Genomic DNA, 16,743 nt, shown 5'->3' with positions numbered 1-16,743 from the left:
AGGTTCTGAATTCGTCGAGCCTGAAGGCGCCAGCGATGCAGTCAATAAAAAAGGCAGGACAGCATGAAAGTACTGGTTACGGTCAAGCGTGTGCTCGACTACAACGTCAAGGTACGCGTCAAGGCGGACCACAGCGATGTGGATCTGACCAACGTCAAGATGGCACTGAACCCCTTCTGCGAGATCGCCGTCGAGGAAGCGGTGCGACTGAAGGAAGCGGGCACCGCCTCCGAGGTGGTGGTCGTCTCCATCGGCCCGAAGGCCGTACAGGAGCAGATCCGCACCGCCCTGGCGCTGGGCGCCGATCGCGGTATCCATATCGAAACCGACGCCATGCCGGAATCCCTCTCGGTTGCCAAGCTGCTGGCCAAGGTGGTCGCGGACGAGCAGCCGGGCCTGGTGATCCTCGGCAAGCAGGCGATCGATTCCGACAACAACCAGACCGGCCAGATGCTGGCGGCGCTGACCGGCATGGGGCAGGGCACCTTCGCGTCCGAGGTGAAGATCGAAGGCGACGAAGCCCTGGTGACCCGTGAAGTCGACGGCGGTCTGCAGACCGTTGGCCTGAAGCTGCCGGCGATCGTCACCACCGACCTGCGCCTGAACGAGCCGCGCTACGCCTCGCTGCCGAACATCATGAAGGCCAAGAAGAAACCGCTGGACGTCAAGACCCCGGCGGACCTCGGTGTCGAGCTGCGCGCCCACACCGAGCTGCTGAAGGTCGAGCCGCCGGCCGAGCGCCAGGGCGGTATCAAGGTGGCTTCGGTCGAGGAGCTGGTCGACAAACTGAAGAATGAAGCGAAGGTGATCTGATGGCCATCCTGATTGTTGCAGAACACGATAACAGCACCCTGAAACCGGCCACCCTGCACGCGGTCACCGCGGCGGCGCTCGTTGCGAAAGAAAGCGGTGGCGACCTGGCCATTCTGGTCGCAGGCGAAGGCGCCCAGGCCGTGGCCGACGAAGCGGCGAAAGTCGCCGGCGTCTCCAGGGTCCTGCTGGCGGACAATGCCGCCTACGGCCATCAGCTGGCCGAAAATGTCGCACCGCTGGTCGCAGAGCTCGGCAAGGATTACAGCCATATCCTGGCGCCGGCCACCACCACCGGCAAGAACCTGCTGCCGCGCGTCGCCGCGCTGCTGGACGTCGGTCAGCTGTCCGACATCGTCGCCGTCGAGAGCGCCGATACCTTCAAGCGTCCAATCTACGCCGGCAACGCCATCGCCACCGTCAAGTCGCTGGATGCAATCAAGGTGATCACCGTGCGCGGTACCGCTTTCGATGCGGCGGCGGCAGAAGGCGGTTCGGCGACCATCGAAGCCGTGGGCGCCGCTGACGATGCCGGTATTTCCCGCTTCGTCGGCGAGGAAGTCGCCAAGTCCGACCGCCCGGAACTGACCGCCGCCCGCGTCGTCATCTCCGGTGGCCGCGGCATGGGCAACGGCGAGAACTTCGCGCTGATCGAAAAGGTCGCCGACAAGCTGGGCGCCGCCGTCGGTGCGTCCCGCGCCGCCGTCGACGCCGGCTTCGTGCCGAACGACATGCAGGTCGGCCAGACCGGCAAGATCGTCGCGCCGGAGCTCTACATCGCCGTCGGTATCTCCGGTGCCATCCAGCATCTGGCCGGCATGAAGGACTCCAAGGTGATCGTCGCGATCAACAAGGACGAAGAGGCGCCGATCTTCCAGGTAGCCGATTACGGTCTCGTCGCCGACCTCTTCGAGGCGGTACCGGAGCTGGAAAGCAAGCTGTAACGGACCAGCCTAAGGATCGTAGGATGGGTGAAGCGGCGCAGGGCTAGGGATGTCCGACACTGACGGATTCTGAGCGCCGTGTAACCCATCTTGGGCTGTCCGCACGCCGCGACAAGTCCCTGCATGCTGGGATCACAGTGCCATTGCGGCTTCACCCATCCTGCGATCTATGATGGGTTACGCCGCCGTCGGGGATCATCGCCTGTCGACAGCAATGGCAGGTGGCGGCTCTACCCATCCTACGAATGATTCACAGAATTCCTGACGGTCGGCGCCCGCCTGCCAAGGCAGCGCCGGTCGTGCAAAAACAACAACGAGGTGATTTCCCCATGAGCGAAGCCGTTCGCGAATCAATGGAGTTCGACGTCGTCATCGTCGGTGCCGGCCCCGCGGGTCTATCGGCCGCCTGCCGGCTGATGCAGCAGGCGCAGGAAGCCGAGCAGGAGCTGACGGTCTGCGTCGTCGAGAAAGGCTCCGAAGTCGGTGCCCATATCCTCTCCGGTGCGGTGATCGAGCCGCGGGCGCTGAACGAACTCTTCCCGGACTGGGCCGAGCAGGGGGCGCCGCTGAAAACCGCGGTCACCGAGGACCGGATCTATCTGCTGAAGGACGCCGAAAACGCCCGCCGCATCCCCAATGCGCTGGCGCCGAAGACGATGCACAACGACGGCAACTACGTCGCGAGCCTCGGCAACCTCTGCCGCTGGCTGGCCGAACGGGCCGAGGCGCTGGGCGTCGAGATCTTCCCGGGCTTCGCCGCCGCCGAAGTACTCTACCATGAGAATGGCCCTCTCAAAGGAAGTGTGAAGGGGATCGCCACCGGCGATATGGGGGTGACCGCCAGCGGGGAGCAGGGCCCGAACTACATGCCGGGCATGGAGCTGCACGCCAAATACACCCTGTTCACCGAAGGCTGTCGCGGTCACCTCGGCAAGCAGCTGATCGAGCAGTTCGCCCTGGACAGGGACAAGGATCCGCAGCATTACGGCATCGGCATCAAGGAGCTCTGGGACATCGATCCGGCCAAACATCAGCCGGGGCTGGTGCTGCATGGCGCCGGCTGGCCCTTGTCCGGTGAAGAGCAGGGCGATACCAACGGCGGCTTCTTCCTCTACCATGCCGAAGACAACCAGGTGGTGGTGGGGCTGATCATCGACCTCAACTACAGCAACCCCTGGCTGAGCCCGTTCGACGAGTTCCAGCGCATGAAGCACCACCCGCTGTTCAGGCAGTACCTCGAGGGCGGCAAGCGCGTCTCCTACGGTGCCCGCGCCATCACCAAGGGCGGCTTCAACTCGCTGCCGAAGATGACCATGCCCGGCGCGCTGCTGCTCGGCTGCGATGCCGGCACTCTGAACTTCTCGAAGATCAAGGGCACCCACACCGCGATGAAATCCGGCATGCTGGCGGCCGAAGCGGTGTTCGAGGCGCTGGCCAGTGGCGACGAGGGTGGCCAGGATCTGACCGCCTTCAGCGAGAAGTTCAAGGCTTCCTGGCTTTATGACGACCTGTTCCGCAGCCGCAATTTCGGTCCGGCGATGCACAGGTTCGGCACCCTGCTGGGCGGCGCCTTCAACTTCATCGACCAGAATATCTTCGGCGGCAGGATCCCGGTGACGCTGCACGATACCCGCAAGGATTATGCGCAGCTAAAGCCGGCGTCCGAGTGCAAGCAGATCCAGTATCCGAAGCCGGACGGCAAACTCAGTTTCGACAAGCTGTCGTCGGTGTTCCTGTCGAACACCAACCACGAGGAAGACCAGCCCTGTCATCTGCAGCTCAAGGATGCCAGCATCCCGCTCGAGAAGAACCTGCCGACCTGGGCGGAACCGGCGCAGCGCTACTGCCCGGCCGGGGTTTACGAGGTGGTCGAGGACGAGCAGGGCAAGCGCTTCCAGATCAACGCCCAGAACTGCGTACACTGCAAGACCTGCGACATCAAAGACCCGTCCCAGAATATCAACTGGGTGGTGCCCGAAGGCGGTGGCGGTCCGAACTATCCGAATATGTAATAGCGTTACGGGTTACACGTTACGCGTAACCCGTCTTCGCACATCGCGGCACCCGCGGATAATTGCCCGTCACGCGTCACGCGTCACGCGTCACGCGTCACGCGTCACGCGTCACGCGTCACGCGTCACCCATCACCCAGCCGCATTTGCGCTCCGCCGAACACTGACCTAGTCTGAATCAAACCCCTTACACCCAAGCTTTGCAGGTGACTTCATGGATCGAAGTCAAGGCCCCAGGGATTCCGGGCTCGCTGCACTGGTTACGGTGTTGCGGCTGTATCAGCTTCCGGCTGACTATCGACAGCTGCAGCACCAGTTTGCTGCGCCCGGTCAGGCAATCGACACCCAGGACTTGCTGCGCGCCTGCGGCCGTCTAGGGTTGCGCGCCCGGAAATCCCGGATAACCTTCCGTCAGCTCGATAATGCCTGCCTTCCGGTCATCGCCATCGACAGGGATGGGCACTTTTTCGTGATTGCCCGCGTGGCGACTGAAGGCCGGGCGCTGATCATGGACAGCGATGGCCAGCCGGTCACGCTCAGCGAGGGTGAGCTGGCGCAGCGCTGGGACGGAGCGACGATTCTGCTGTCCCGGCGCGGCGGGGTGGGCACTGCCCTCGACAGCTTCGATATCCGCTGGTTCATCCCGTCGCTGCTCAAGTACCGGCGGCTTTTCGGCGAAGTGCTGCTGGTCTCTTTCTTTCTTCAGCTGTTCGCTCTGGCCACGCCACTGTTCTTCCAGGTGGTGATGGACAAGGTGCTGGTGCATCGCGGTTTTACCACCCTCGATGTGCTGGCGTTCGGCTTTTTCATCATTGCCGCTTTCGATGCGGTACTGGGTGGTTTGCGCAACTGGCTGTTCGCCCATACCACCAGCCGGGTCGATGTCGAGCTGGGTGCCAGGCTGTTCCATCATCTGATCTCGCTGCCCCTTTCCTATTTCGAGGCGCGCCAGGCCGGGCATAGCGTGGCCAGGGTGCGCGAGCTCGACACCATCCGCAACTTCATTACCGGGACGGCGCTGACGCTGGTGATCGACCTGCTGTTCACGCTGCTGTTCTTTGCCGTCATGTGGTTCTACAGCCCGCTGCTGACCTGGATCGTGCTCGGCACGCTACCGGTCTATATCGGCTTGTCGATCTTTATCACGCCGATACTGCGTCACCGGCTGGACGAAAAATTTCGGGCCGGCGCGGAGAATCAGGCATTCCTGGTGGAGGCGGTGACCGGTGTCGAAACCCTCAAGGCCCTGTCCGTGGAGCCGCAGATGCAGCGGCGTTGGGAAGACCAGCTGGCGCGCCATGTTACGGCCACCTTTCGCAGCAATAACCTGAACAATGTCGCCAACCAGATCGCCAGCTTTACCAGCAAGATGACGACCCTGCTGATCGTCTGGTGGGGCGCCCACCTCGTCATCGACGGCGTCATGACGGTCGGGCAACTGGTCGCTTTCAACATGATCGCAGGACGCGTTTGCGGACCGATTCTGAAGCTGGTGCAGCTCTGGCAGGATTTTCAGCAGGCCGGTATATCGATCCGACGCCTCGGCGATATCCTCAATACCCCGACAGAATCCGGCTACAACCCCAATCGCAGTACTTTGCCGCAATTGCAGGGACGCGTGAACTTCGAGCATGTCGGGTTCCGCTACCGGCCGGACGGGCCAAGGATTCTGGGCGATATTTCACTCGAAGTGCGTCCGGGCGAGGTGATCGGCATTGTTGGTCGCTCCGGTTCCGGCAAAAGCACCCTGGCCAAACTGTTACAGCGCCTCCATGTGCCGGAGTCGGGCCGTGTGCTGATCGATGGTGTCGATCTCGCGATGGTCGATACGGCCTGGCTCAGACGCAATATCGGGGTCGTTCCCCAGGAAAGCTTTCTGTTCAGTCGCAGCGTGCGGGAAAACATCGCCCTTTCGAACCCGGGTCTGCCCATGCCGGCGGTGATCCGGGCTGCGAGGATGGCCGGCGCCCATGAATTCATACTGGAGCTGCCACTGGGCTACGACAGTCCGGTCGGCGAGCACGGCTGCAATCTTTCGGGTGGGCAGCGTCAGCGCATCGCCATTGCCAGGGCGCTGATCACCGATCCCCGCATTCTGATTTTCGACGAAGCGACCAGTGCGCTGGACTACGAGTCGGAGCGGGTGATCCGACAGAACATGGCGGCGATTGCCAGGGGCGAACCCTCTTCATCATCGCCCACCGGCTCAACAGCGTGCGCCGTTGCGACCGGATTGTCGTGATGGATCGCGGACGCATAGCGGAAATGGGCAGCCATGACGAACTGCTGGCACTAAAGGGACACTATCACCGCCTCTACTGTTGCCAGAGCGACGGCGCAGCGGTCAAGGCGGGGTAGGGAGGCGGATCGATGCTCAGGATACTGAAGGCGGCCTGGACCCATCGCCATCGACTTGGCGATCAGCGCCGTTCGGCGCTGACGCTGGAGTTCCTGCCGGCGGCGCTCGAGATCCGCGAACGTCCACCCCATCCCGGCAACCGGGTCACTGCCTGGTTGCTGATGGGGCTCTTTGCTTCCGGGCTGCTCTGGGCCTGCCTGGGACAGGTGGATATTGTCGCAACGGCCGAGGGCAAGCTTGTCCCGTCCGGGCAGGTCAAGCTGATTCAGCCATACGAACGGGGCGTGGTCTCCCGTATCCACATATCCGAAGGTCAGCAGGTACGCCGGGGCGATGCGCTGGTCGATCTCGACAACACCCTGACGGGAGCCGATGAGAGCCGGCTCAGTCAGGACCTGTTGCAGAGTCAGCTGGGCATTGTTCGACTGAAAGCCTACCTGAGCAGCCTGGCAGAGAGCGGCTCGCGGCCCGCTGTTGCCCCTCCGGAATGGTCGCACGCGGCGTCTGCGGACCAGGTCAGCCCTCATCGGCAGCTGCTGGAACAGCAGGTCGGCAGCTATCGGGCCCAGCTTGCCCAGCTGACCCGAAAGCTTGAGAGCAAAAGGGCCGAACAGGCGATCAATCACGCCAAGATCGCGAGGCTTACCAGAACGCTGCCGCTGATCACCCAGCGAACGCAGGCGCTCGAGTCCCTCAGCGAGCGGCAGCTGGTCGCACGGGTCAGCTATCTGGAGTTGGAACAGAACCGCATCGAACAGCAGTACGAACTGAGTGCGGCGAAGGCCCGTGCCCGTCAGCTGGACGCAGAGGTCGAGGAGCTGCGGCAACAGCGGGCGTCGCTGGTCGCCGCTACGCGGGGGAAGCCCTCCAGCAGCTGCTGAAGCTGGAGCGCGAGCGCAGCGCGTTGCGGGAAGAGTTGATCAAAGCCCGGGAACTGAGCCGGAAACAGCAATTGACCGCTCCGGTCGACGGCATCGTCCAGGAGTTGGCGGTTCATACCACCGGTGGTGTCGTCAGTCCGGCCGAAGTGCTGATGAAAATCGTCCCGCTCGACCAGCCGCTGATGGCCGAAGTCTGGCTCGAAAACAAGGATATCGGTTTCGTCGAAGCCGGCCAGCCCGCCGAAATCAAGGTGCATACCTTCCCGTTCACCAAATACGGTGTCATCCCCGGCACGATCGAAAAACTGTCGGCCGACGCCACGGCGGATGAACTCAAGGGCTTGATCTACAAGGCCAGTGTCCGGCTGAGCCGGACCGCACTCGATATCGACGGGCGCATGGTGGAGCTGGTACCGGGAATGGGCGTGAGCGCCGAAGTAAAAACCGGGAAGCGGCTGTTGATCGAATATATTACGGCGCCGCTGTTGAGATATAAGAGCGATAGTGTCGAGGAGCGCTAATAGGAGGGTGTCGGTAGTGAAAACGATTTTAGTCTTTTATGTTAAATATGGATGTTTTTTGTATAGGCTAGAACGAGCTTATTGGATGTTTCTTTTTATATTTCTTGTTTTTCCTGTGCTTGGCTTTAGTACTGTTTTTACGATGCCCGACGAAGACGATTTGAAACAGGATTTGTTCTATGTTGACAGATTGAATTTTAGTCCGAAAAAAGGTCAGCGCTACGGTATATATGGCTATTCTTTGGTTGAAAGTAGACGCCTTTACTATAGGGGGATACCAAGGCCAGATATACTTGAAGATATATTAAGTAATCGCGATGTGGAGGATAGAAAGATACTTGTTTTGTACTATCATAGTACGCTTTTAGACAAAATGGTTGATCGGCGATCTGTATTAACATTTATTTACAACGGGGAGGAGGTGGAAAATATAAAGAAAAAGCTAAATAATCTTCGTGATAGAACAAGGAATGTTGTGTATTTTTCTGTGTTTTTAGTAGTGGTTGTCACGATTTTTTGGGTTTTTCCGTTTGTTTTATATATCTCGCTAAGGAGGGCTGGATATGTTAAATAAGGAAGGATATATAAATGCGATTGAAAATTATCTTGATGATTTTAAATCAACCTCAAGCTATTCCGCCAAAATAAGCTCTATTCTTGGGCTTATTAGTTCAATTGATGATCCGGAAGCTGATGGCATTGACAAGTCGATCGCGGCTCTCAAGGTTTCGGCAGATATATTGGATAATATAAAGCAATTGGGGCTGGTAAATAACACGCATTTGTTGGGGGTTGTTTCAGATATTTCTATATTTATAAATGAAGCATATGATCTCGTTGCTCTCTATAGAAACGAAGAAGAAGACTTAGTAGCTAAAGATGTTTTTGAATTTGCGTCCGCTGCCTTTGGGCTTGTTTCGTCAGTGCTATCAGCCGTTCCAGCGAAAAATATTTACACTTTGGCATTTGAAGCACTGTTCGAGATGATTTCTGCGGTCACTGGATTTGTGGCAATTTCTCTACCATCTTTTGATGAAATAAGAGAAAGCGTGTATCAGGCGTTTGAAGATCAGTTTGATGTATTTAATCATCAGATCGATATCTATGCCGGAGATGCGGTTGATGCATTCCGACAAAAGGTCGAAGAAGAGGCTGCCTTGATCGAGATGTCATATAACGAGCTGGTGGCTGAAGTTTCGGCACAATGGCAGCAGCGTTCGCTCGAGTCCAGCTTTGAAGAAGGCGTGGCGATATACATATCGGACAAGAAACAGCTGTCGCAGGAATATTATGATGACGTGATCCAGAAGAAGGAGAATGTCACGGCGGAGGATTATATCGCGTTCCATGAGCACATGCTCGGACCCTTCAACGAGTTGACCGGGGAGTATGGCGACAGCGAGATAGCCTCGAGGCTTGATTATGAGGCTTCCGTTTATTTCGAGGCCATTGACGACTATGTCGCCGACAGGTTGCTGGAGCTCTATTCGGAAGAACTGGATGCCGCGACCGATGGTGTCGAGGCAGAGGCCCTGCAGACCATCGGGGATGAGCTGGCATTGATCGACAGGAGCGATACCGGCACCTATGCCGAAGACCTGGCCGCGGATCTCGAGACTGCCGAACAGGATTATCGACAGCAGGGCGAGTCGGAGCGGAATGCGGCAGCGTCCAACAGCGAGCTGAAGAAGTCGCTGGAAAACAAGCAGGAAGCCTATCCGGCGGATGCGAGGGATGCTGCCGAACCGACGATCGACAAGGCCAGAACGGATGTCGAGCTGGAGCTGGAAAAGAGAGCCAAAGAGGAGATCCGGGAGTTTATCGACGACCTGCTGGACGATCTACCGCCCGAGGTGGCGGAAGAGCACTCCGAGGTCGAGTGTGAATACTCCCATGCGAAGGTGGAGGCCTGGAACCGGGATGTACGCAGCTTTCTGGAAAACTATCCCGTCGACCTGATCGTCGATACGGCATCCGATGCGTCCCAGGATAACCCGGACAGGAAGAGCCGACTCGAGGTGCTGGTAGACAATACCCTGCAGGGTTTGCGCAATTACATGGACCTGATGCTGGACGACCTCGAGGCCATCTCGGATCTCGAGGATCCGGCGAGCTGCTCGGAGGGCGGGGGCAATAAACCATCGTTCGAGAAGCCCGAGCAGATCACCTCGCCGCTATTGCTCGACCTCGACGGCGAAGGCATAGAAACGCTGTCCCATTCGGAATTCATCTACTTCGACCACGACAATAACGGCTTTTCGGAACTCACCGGCTGGGTCGCGCCGGACGATGGACTGCTGGTGATGGATCTGGACGGCGATGGCCGGATAAGCAACGGCGAGGAGCTGTTCGGCAACAATACCCGGCTGCAGGACGGCCGTTATGCCGCCAATGGTTTCGAGGCACTGGCGGCGCTCGATCAGAATTTCGACAGCGTGGTCGATGCGCAGGATGAAGGCTACGGCCGGTTGCGGATCTGGCAGGATCTGGACGCCGATGCCCGGGTCGACGACGGCGAGCTCCTGACACTCGAGGAGGTCGGTGTTTCCGCCCTGTCGGTGCAGTGGCAGCCCGCCAGCGAAGTCGACGACAACGGCAATACCATCCGGCAGCGCGGCAATGCGACCTTGGCCGATGGTTCGACCGCCCAGCTCGCCGATGTCTGGTTCGGTGTCGACCGTACCCTGACGATCACGCGGGACCGGCTCGAACCCGGCGACGGGATCCGGGCCCTTCCCAATGCGCGCGGCTTCGGCAACGTGCACGATCTCGATCAGGCCATGGCGCGGGACCCGCTGCTGCAGGCGATGGTGCAGGCCTTCGTCGACGAAAGCGACGACAGCGCGCGGCGCGCCATGCTCGACGGCCTGATCTATCAGTGGACCGGTGTGGCCGATGTCGATCCCTACAGCCGGGATCCGAGCCGGGTCTATGGCCATGTGATGGACGCCCGTCAGCTCGAGGCGCTGGAAGCACTGGTCGGACGGGGCTATCTCGGGACCTGGTGCTGGGGGCAGCGCGACCCCAATCCCCATGGTCGTGCCGCTCCGGTACTGATCGCCCAGTACGAGACGTTCAAGGCGTTCGTCTACGGGCAGCTGATGGCGCAGTCCCATTATGCCGATGCCTTCGAACTGATCGGTGTGCGTTACGATCCGCAATCGCTGGCGTTCGTACCCGACACCGCCGCTTTCAGCGGTTATCTGGAGCAACTGCTCGAAGCCGGAGACGTCGTCGAGGTATCCCGGATCTATGGCGTGCTGCGGGATCTTGGACTGTACTCGATCGCGATGGAGCAGGTCGCCACGGAACTGAGGGCGAACCCGGTTCTGGCGCCGATTCTGGCCGACAACCTGGTGGCCGGCGGCGATGGCGACGACACCCTGTCGGGCACGGGCGGCGATGACCTGATGGTGGGCGGAAAAGGGGACGATAGCCTCTTCGGCAAGGTCGGCAACGATACCTATCTGTTCGAGCCGGGCGATGGCGCCGACCGGATATACGATTCGGCCGGGGTCGATACATTATCGTTCGGCGCAGGTGTTTCGGCTCAGAGCCTGAAAATCACCCGCGGCGTCAGCTCGCTTCTGGTCACCCTGCTGGACGCCAACGGCGTTCCGACCGGCGACTCGGTCCGGATCGACAATGTCTTCGATTTCGACGGCAGCCTGCGGGAAGGGGCGATCGAGGCTTTTCGTTTCCAGGATGGCGCGTCGCTTTCCCTGAGCCAGATTGTCGAGCGCATCGAGCAGCCGGTGACGGAGGGCGACGATACCCTGTTCGGCACCGAGGGCGCTGACCGCTTCGAGGCCCTGCAGGGGCACGATACCCTCTATGGCGGTGCCGGAGACGATGTCTATCGCTTCGCGCCGGGGCACGGCCAGGACCTGATCTACGAGAACGCCGGCGTCGATACCATCGAGTTCTATGGCGGCATCCTGCCCACGGATGTCAAAATCGAGCGTGCCGGGCCGGATGGCGAAGACCTGGTGCTGCATCTGTTCGATCCGGACGGCCGCCCGACCGGCGATCGCATCACCGTTGCCAAGGCCTATCAGGATCACCGGGTCTCGACCAACCGAATCGAGCAGGTCCGTTTCGTGCTGGCCGACGGCAGTACCGAGGTGCGCGCGCTGGACGCGCTCGACAAGTTGTATGCCACGACGGAACTGGACGATGTCATCTACGGTTTCGAAAGCGGCGAAGAGATCCATTCGCTGGCCGGCATCGACGAGGTGCATGGCGCCGGCGGCGACGATCAGCTGTATGGCGATGCCGACGATGACCGCCTCTTTGGCGAGGATGGCAACGATAACCTGAGCGGTGGTGCCGGCAATGACCGCCTGCAGGGCGGCACCGGTGACGACCTCTACCGGTTTGCCGCCGGAGACGGGCACGACCTGATCGTCAATAGCGACCGGCTGGGTCGGGATGCACTGGTGTTCGACGCTTCGGTCAGTCGTAAAAAGGTGCGCCTGCTGCGGGTCGGCGACGACCTGCTGATCAGCATCGACCGCAATGCCGACAGCGTGCAGATCGCCGGCTATTTCAGCGGCGATGGCGTCAGCGACAGCGCCCTTGGGGAGATCCGCTTTGCCGATGGCTCGCTGCTGTCGATCGAGGATGTCATGGCGATGACGCTGCAGGCCACCCAGGGCGCGGATTACCTCGAGGGCTACGGTTCGGACGACAGCATCGCGGCCCGCGGCGGAGACGATATCGTCTACGGCCGAAGCGGCAATGACCTGATCTCGGGGGATCAGGGCAACGACCTGATATTCGGCGAGAACGGCAGCGACATGCTGTTCGGCGGGCAGGGCGCGGACCAGCTCTATGGCGGCCAGGGCGCCGATGTGCTGGATGGCGGAGCCGAGTCGGATCGCCTGTTCGGCAGCTCTGGAGAGGATCTGCTCCATGGCGGGGAGGGTGACGATCTGTTGTCGGGGGGCGCCCAGGACGACCGGCTCGAAGGGGAGAACGGTGACGACCGCCTGCACGGTGACCAGGGCAACGACAGCCTGTCCGGTGGCAATGGCGACGATGATCTGGAAGGCGGAGCGGGTGACGATATCCTTGAAGGCGGTAACGGCAATGACCGCTATCGATATGCCCCGGGAGATGGGGACGACCTGATCCTGACGGCCGCCCGGGACGGCCGGGGGCAGGATGTGCTGTCACTGTCCGGGTTCGCACCGGATGAACTGTGGCTGTCCCGTCAGGGGGACGATCTGCTGGTGGGTTTTGTCGGCACAGAAGGCAGCATCAGCGTCTCCGGCTGGGGCACGGAGCCATCGGTTATCGACGGGCTGCAGCTCGACGGCTTCGTAGCCTGTGAGGACGACCTGGCACGTCTGGTATCGGCCATGGCGGCTTTCGATGCACCGACCGGCGCCGGCGAGATCGTGCCGCAGGATGTGCGCGAGCAGTTGCAGCCGGTGCTGGCTGCGAGTTGGCAGCCGGTGGCTTAGCCACCCGGTGGGACGCCACCTTACGCATCACGCGACCTTACGACTGGCGAGTCTGCTGCCGCACCAGCCGGTGCACGAAGGCCAGCTTTTCGACGGCGGTCGGGGCCAGTACGAAGGGATAAAGATCGGGCTGCCCCATGCTCTGGTTCAGGCTGTTGAGGGCATAGGTGATCGGCAGCCACTGATTGATCAGCGGGTCGAAGTCTTCGCTGCGATAGGGGTCGAAGCAGATACCGGCGCTGATATCGTTACCTTCCGCCACCCGGGGGTTGACGCGCAGGCCGAAAGCATGGGCGGTTTCGAGGGTGTCGACGATATGCAGGTAGTGGGCCCAGGTTTCGGCCCAGTCCTCCCAGGGTGGCTGCTGGCATAGGCGCTGACAAAAGCGGCCTGCCAGCCGGTCGGGGCGCCCTGCCGGTAATGGTACTGCATGGCCTGCTTGTAGTCCCGGGTCTCGTCGCCGAAGAGACGGCGGAAATCCTGCAGCCACGGGCTGTCGCGCACCAGCCGGTCCCAGTAGTAATGGCCTGATTCATGGCGGAAGTGGCCGAGCAGGGTGCGGTAGGGTTCCGCCATTTGCTGGCGCATCTGCTCGCGTATGGCATGGTCGGCCTCGGTAATATTGATTGTGATCAGGCCGGCATTGTGTCCGGTCAGGACGCGGCCATCCTCGCGAAAGGCGGTAGTCGGATCATCGGCGAGGAAGGCGAAGGCAAGGCCGCGCTCGGCGTCCTGGCTTTTGCCGGCAAGCGGCAGTCCGAGCTGTTCGAGGCTGTAAACGAGCCGTCGTTTCTCCGCCTCGAGGCGGCGCCAGAGCTCTAGGTTGCCGGCAACGCCCAGGTCCGGAATTGTCTGGTTGAGGCGGCAGGCAAGGCAGTGGGATTCGGTGTCCCCGGCCGGAATCATCCAGTTGCAGACGCCTGCCCCGCTGTAATGGGCACACTGGCGATAGTGCGCGGTATCCTGGGCCGTGCCGGCCGGGCGCCAGCACCCGTTTCCTGCCGGCTCAAGCGCCGCAAGCGTCATCCGGTCGGGCAGAAAGCCGAGGACGTGGTGGCAGCGTGTGCATTCGACATTCTCGAAGTAGAGCGTCTGGCCGCAATGGTCGCAGGTGAATATCTTCATCGGAGGACTCCTGGTGCGCTATGAGTATAGTTGCGTCGCGCCGATCGCCCCGGTCCGCCTTGTCGTGATGACCGGGGAAGTCGTGTATTATTTCCGCTCCGGTACGCGGCGGCCTGTCGGCGGAGCGGGGCTTTATACAGCAAAACAGGATCAGAAGGTTGGGCTCTACATGTTGCTGATGATCGATAATTACGACAGCTTTACCTACAACGTCGTGCAGTATCTCGGTGAGCTGGGCGCCGATGTCCGCGTTTATCGCAATGATGAGGTCACCCTCGACCAGATCGAGGCGCTCAAGCCCGAGCAACTGGTGATATCGCCGGGGCCCTGTACACCGAACGAGGCCGGCATCTCGGTACCGGCGATCAGGCATTTTGCCGGCAAGCTGCCGATCTTCGGTATCTGTCTCGGTCACCAGAGCATCGGTCAGGCATTCGGTGGCTGCATCGTGCGCGCCAAGCAGGTGATGCATGGCAAGACCTCTAAGGTTTACCACAACAATGCCGGTGTCTTCGAGGGCCTGCCCAATCCGGTGGAGGTGACCCGCTATCACTCGCTGGTGATCGAGCAGAGCACCCTGCCGGACTGTCTGGAGGTCACTGCCTGGACACAGAACGAGGATGGCAGCCTGGACGAGATCATGGGCGTGCGTCACAAGACCCTGGACATCGAGGGCGTCCAGTTCCACCCGGAATCCATTCTGACCGAGCAGGGCCATGAACTGCTGGCCAATTTTCTCAAACGCCGCGCCCAGGCGGCCTAAGGAGAACACAGATGAATATTCAACAGGCGATCGGCAAGGTAGTGGACCACCTGGACCTGAGCCGCAGTGAAATGATCGAAGTCATGCAGCAAATCATGACCGGCCAGTGCACCGATGCGCAGATCGCCGGTTTTCTGGTGGCACTGCGGATGAAGAGCGAGTCCATCGAAGAGATCACCGGTGCCGCCCAGGTCATGCGCGAACTGGCCACCCCGGTGCAGATCGGTGTGGGTCCGCTGGTCGACATCGTCGGTACCGGTGGTGACGGTGCCAATCTGTTCAACGTCTCCAGTGCCAGCGCCTTTGTCGCCGCAGCGGCCGGCGCCCGGGTGGCGAAGCATGGCAACCGGGCCGTCTCGTCCTCCAGTGGCAGCGCCGACCTGCTCGAAGCCTGTGGCGTCGATCTGTCCCTGAGCGGTGACGCGGTGGCGCGCTGCGTCGAAAAGACCGGTGTCGGCTTCATGTTCGCACCAGGCCACCATGGCGCCATGAAACATGCCATAGGCCCGCGCCGCGAGCTGGGCATTCGTACCCTGTTCAATATCCTCGGGCCGATGACCAACCCGGCCGGCGCCAGGCGCCTGGTGATCGGCGTGTTCAGCGAAGCGCTGTGCCGTCCGATGGCCGAGGTGATGCGCGAGCTTGGAGGCGAGCATGTGCTGGTGGTACATGCCAACGACGGCCTCGACGAAATCAGTCTGGCGACCCATACCAAAATCGCCGAGCTCTGGAACGGCGATATTCAGGAATACAGCCTGTCGCCGGAGGATGTCGGCATCGAGAGCCAGAGCCTGATCGGCCTGGAAGTGGCGAGCTCCGATGAGTCCCTGCGCCTGATCATGGGAGCGTTCAAGAATGACGACAGCGCCGCCGCGCGCAAGGCGCAGGCGATCATCTCGCTGAATGCCGGTGCGGCGCTTTATGTTGCCGGTCGGGCCTCGACCCTGGCGGATGGCGTGGCGCTGGCGCGTCAGCAGCTCGAAAATGGCCAGGCACTGGCGAAGATGGAAGAGCTGGCGGCGTTCAGCCAGCAACTGGCGAAGGAGCAGTAATGAGCGATACCCCCACCGTTCTGAAGAAAATTCTCGCACGCAAGGCCGAAGAGGTGGCCGAGCGTTCGGCCAGGGTCTCCATAGCCGACCTCGAGGCGCGCATCGCCAGCCAGGCCGGCGGTGTGACCGATCCGCGCGGCTTCGTCGACAGTCTGGCGCGTACCATTGCCGCCGGCCGGGCCGCCGTGATCGCCGAGGTGAAAAAGGCCAGCCCGTCCAAGGGCCTGCTGCGCGATCCCTTCGTGCCGGCCGAGATTGCACGCTCCTACGAGCGCGGTGGCGCCAGTTGTCTGTCGGTACTCACCGACGTGGATTTTTCCAGGGCGCCGATGCCTATCTGCAGGAGGCCCGCGAGGCCTGTGCGCTGCCGGTGATCCGCAAGGACTTCATCATCGACCCCTATCAGCTCTACGAAGCCCGGGCGCTGGGGGCCGACTGCATCCTGCTGATCGTCGCGGCGCTGGAAGACGGCCAGATGGCCGATCTCAATGCGCTGGCACTGGAGCTGGGGATGGATGTGCTGATCGAGGTGCACAACGAAGCCGAGCTGCAGCGCTCACTGGGTTTCGGCAACCGACTGGTCGGTATCAACAACCGCGATCTCCATACCTTCGACGTCTCGCTGGAGAACACCTACAAGCTGCTGGATCAGATTCCGGATGACCGCATCGTGGTCACCGAGAGCGGCATTCTGACCCGCGAGGACGTGGCCGCGATGCGGGCGCGCGATGTTCACGCCTTCCTGGTGGGCGAGACCTTTATGCGTGCCGACGATCCCGGACAGAAACTGGCCGAACTCTTCGACTGA

At 61.1% G+C, this 16,743-nt stretch carries 10 protein-coding genes and 2 pseudogenes; 11 read left to right on the top strand and 1 reads right to left on the bottom strand.

Annotated elements, in window-relative coordinates; translation table 11 throughout:
• The first annotated feature begins 63 nt into the window (after positions 1–63).
• The 8 genes from ACFQDL_RS05885 to ACFQDL_RS05850 all read left to right on the top strand — a co-directional run bounded on the left by ACFQDL_RS05885 (position 64) and on the right by ACFQDL_RS05850 (position 12,995).
• Complete coding sequence (locus ACFQDL_RS05885; RefSeq protein ID WP_379908213.1) at positions 64–813, top strand: electron transfer flavoprotein subunit beta/FixA family protein; 750 nt, start codon at positions 64–66, stop codon at positions 811–813.
• The gene (locus ACFQDL_RS05880; RefSeq protein WP_379908212.1) at positions 813–1,754 is read left to right on the top strand and encodes an electron transfer flavoprotein subunit alpha/FixB family protein; all 942 of its coding nucleotides are present in this window, start codon (positions 813–815) and stop codon (positions 1,752–1,754) included. Before ACFQDL_RS05885 ends, ACFQDL_RS05880 begins: the two co-directional genes overlap by 1 nt.
• 329 nt (positions 1,755–2,083) lie before the next feature.
• The gene (locus tag ACFQDL_RS05875) at positions 2,084–3,766 is read left to right on the top strand and encodes an electron transfer flavoprotein-ubiquinone oxidoreductase (protein WP_379908211.1); all 1,683 of its coding nucleotides are present in this window, start codon (positions 2,084–2,086) and stop codon (positions 3,764–3,766) included.
• Positions 3,767–3,980: 214 nt separating this feature from the next.
• Positions 3,981–6,008 (top strand): type I secretion system permease/ATPase, encoded by a 2,028-nt coding sequence (locus ACFQDL_RS05870; protein ID WP_379908210.1) that lies wholly within the window; start codon positions 3,981–3,983, stop codon positions 6,006–6,008.
• A gap of 128 nt (positions 6,009–6,136) precedes the next feature.
• Entirely contained in the window at positions 6,137–7,006 is an 870-nt protein-coding gene (locus ACFQDL_RS05865; protein WP_379908209.1) for a hypothetical protein, read from the top strand.
• Positions 7,007–7,041: 35 nt separating this feature from the next.
• The gene (locus ACFQDL_RS05860; RefSeq protein WP_465263949.1) at positions 7,042–7,527 is read left to right on the top strand and encodes a beta-barrel domain-containing protein; all 486 of its coding nucleotides are present in this window, start codon (positions 7,042–7,044) and stop codon (positions 7,525–7,527) included.
• 16 nt (positions 7,528–7,543) lie between these two features.
• On the top strand, positions 7,544–8,101 hold the full coding sequence (locus tag ACFQDL_RS05855) for a hypothetical protein (protein WP_379908207.1): 558 nt from the start codon (positions 7,544–7,546) through the stop codon (positions 8,099–8,101).
• A 592-nt stretch (positions 8,102–8,693) separates the two neighbouring features.
• A complete protein-coding gene (locus ACFQDL_RS05850) occupies positions 8,694–12,995 on the top strand; it encodes a calcium-binding protein (protein WP_379912905.1) in 4,302 nt (1,433 codons plus the stop codon).
• A gap of 37 nt (positions 12,996–13,032) precedes the next feature.
• Here ACFQDL_RS05850 and ACFQDL_RS05845 read toward each other — a convergent pair.
• A pseudogene (locus tag ACFQDL_RS05845) lies at positions 13,033–14,120 on the bottom strand (zinc-binding metallopeptidase family protein).
• Positions 14,121–14,289: 169 nt separating this feature from the next.
• On the opposite strand from ACFQDL_RS05845, the gene ACFQDL_RS05840 reads away from it, so the two are divergent.
• The 3 genes and pseudogenes from ACFQDL_RS05840 to trpC all read left to right on the top strand — a co-directional run bounded on the left by ACFQDL_RS05840 (position 14,290) and on the right by trpC (position 16,743).
• Positions 14,290–14,883: an aminodeoxychorismate/anthranilate synthase component II gene (locus tag ACFQDL_RS05840; protein ID WP_379912903.1), complete on the top strand. Its 594-nt coding sequence runs from the start codon at positions 14,290–14,292 to the stop codon at positions 14,881–14,883.
• Positions 14,884–14,894: 11 nt separating this feature from the next.
• On the top strand, positions 14,895–15,935 hold the full coding sequence (gene trpD / locus ACFQDL_RS05835) for an anthranilate phosphoribosyltransferase (protein WP_379908206.1): 1,041 nt from the start codon (positions 14,895–14,897) through the stop codon (positions 15,933–15,935).
• A pseudogene (gene trpC, locus ACFQDL_RS05830) lies at positions 15,935–16,743 on the top strand (indole-3-glycerol phosphate synthase TrpC). The gene trpD and the pseudogene trpC overlap by 1 nt, the downstream one beginning before the upstream one ends.

The organism is Marinobacterium aestuariivivens (genome assembly GCF_042661465.1).
In the GTDB taxonomy this organism is placed as follows: domain Bacteria; phylum Pseudomonadota; class Gammaproteobacteria; order Pseudomonadales; family Balneatricaceae; genus Marinobacterium_A; species Marinobacterium_A aestuariivivens.
The sequence above is the reverse complement of the archived record's forward strand: the minus strand, read 5'-3'. Positions and strand labels throughout refer to the sequence as shown.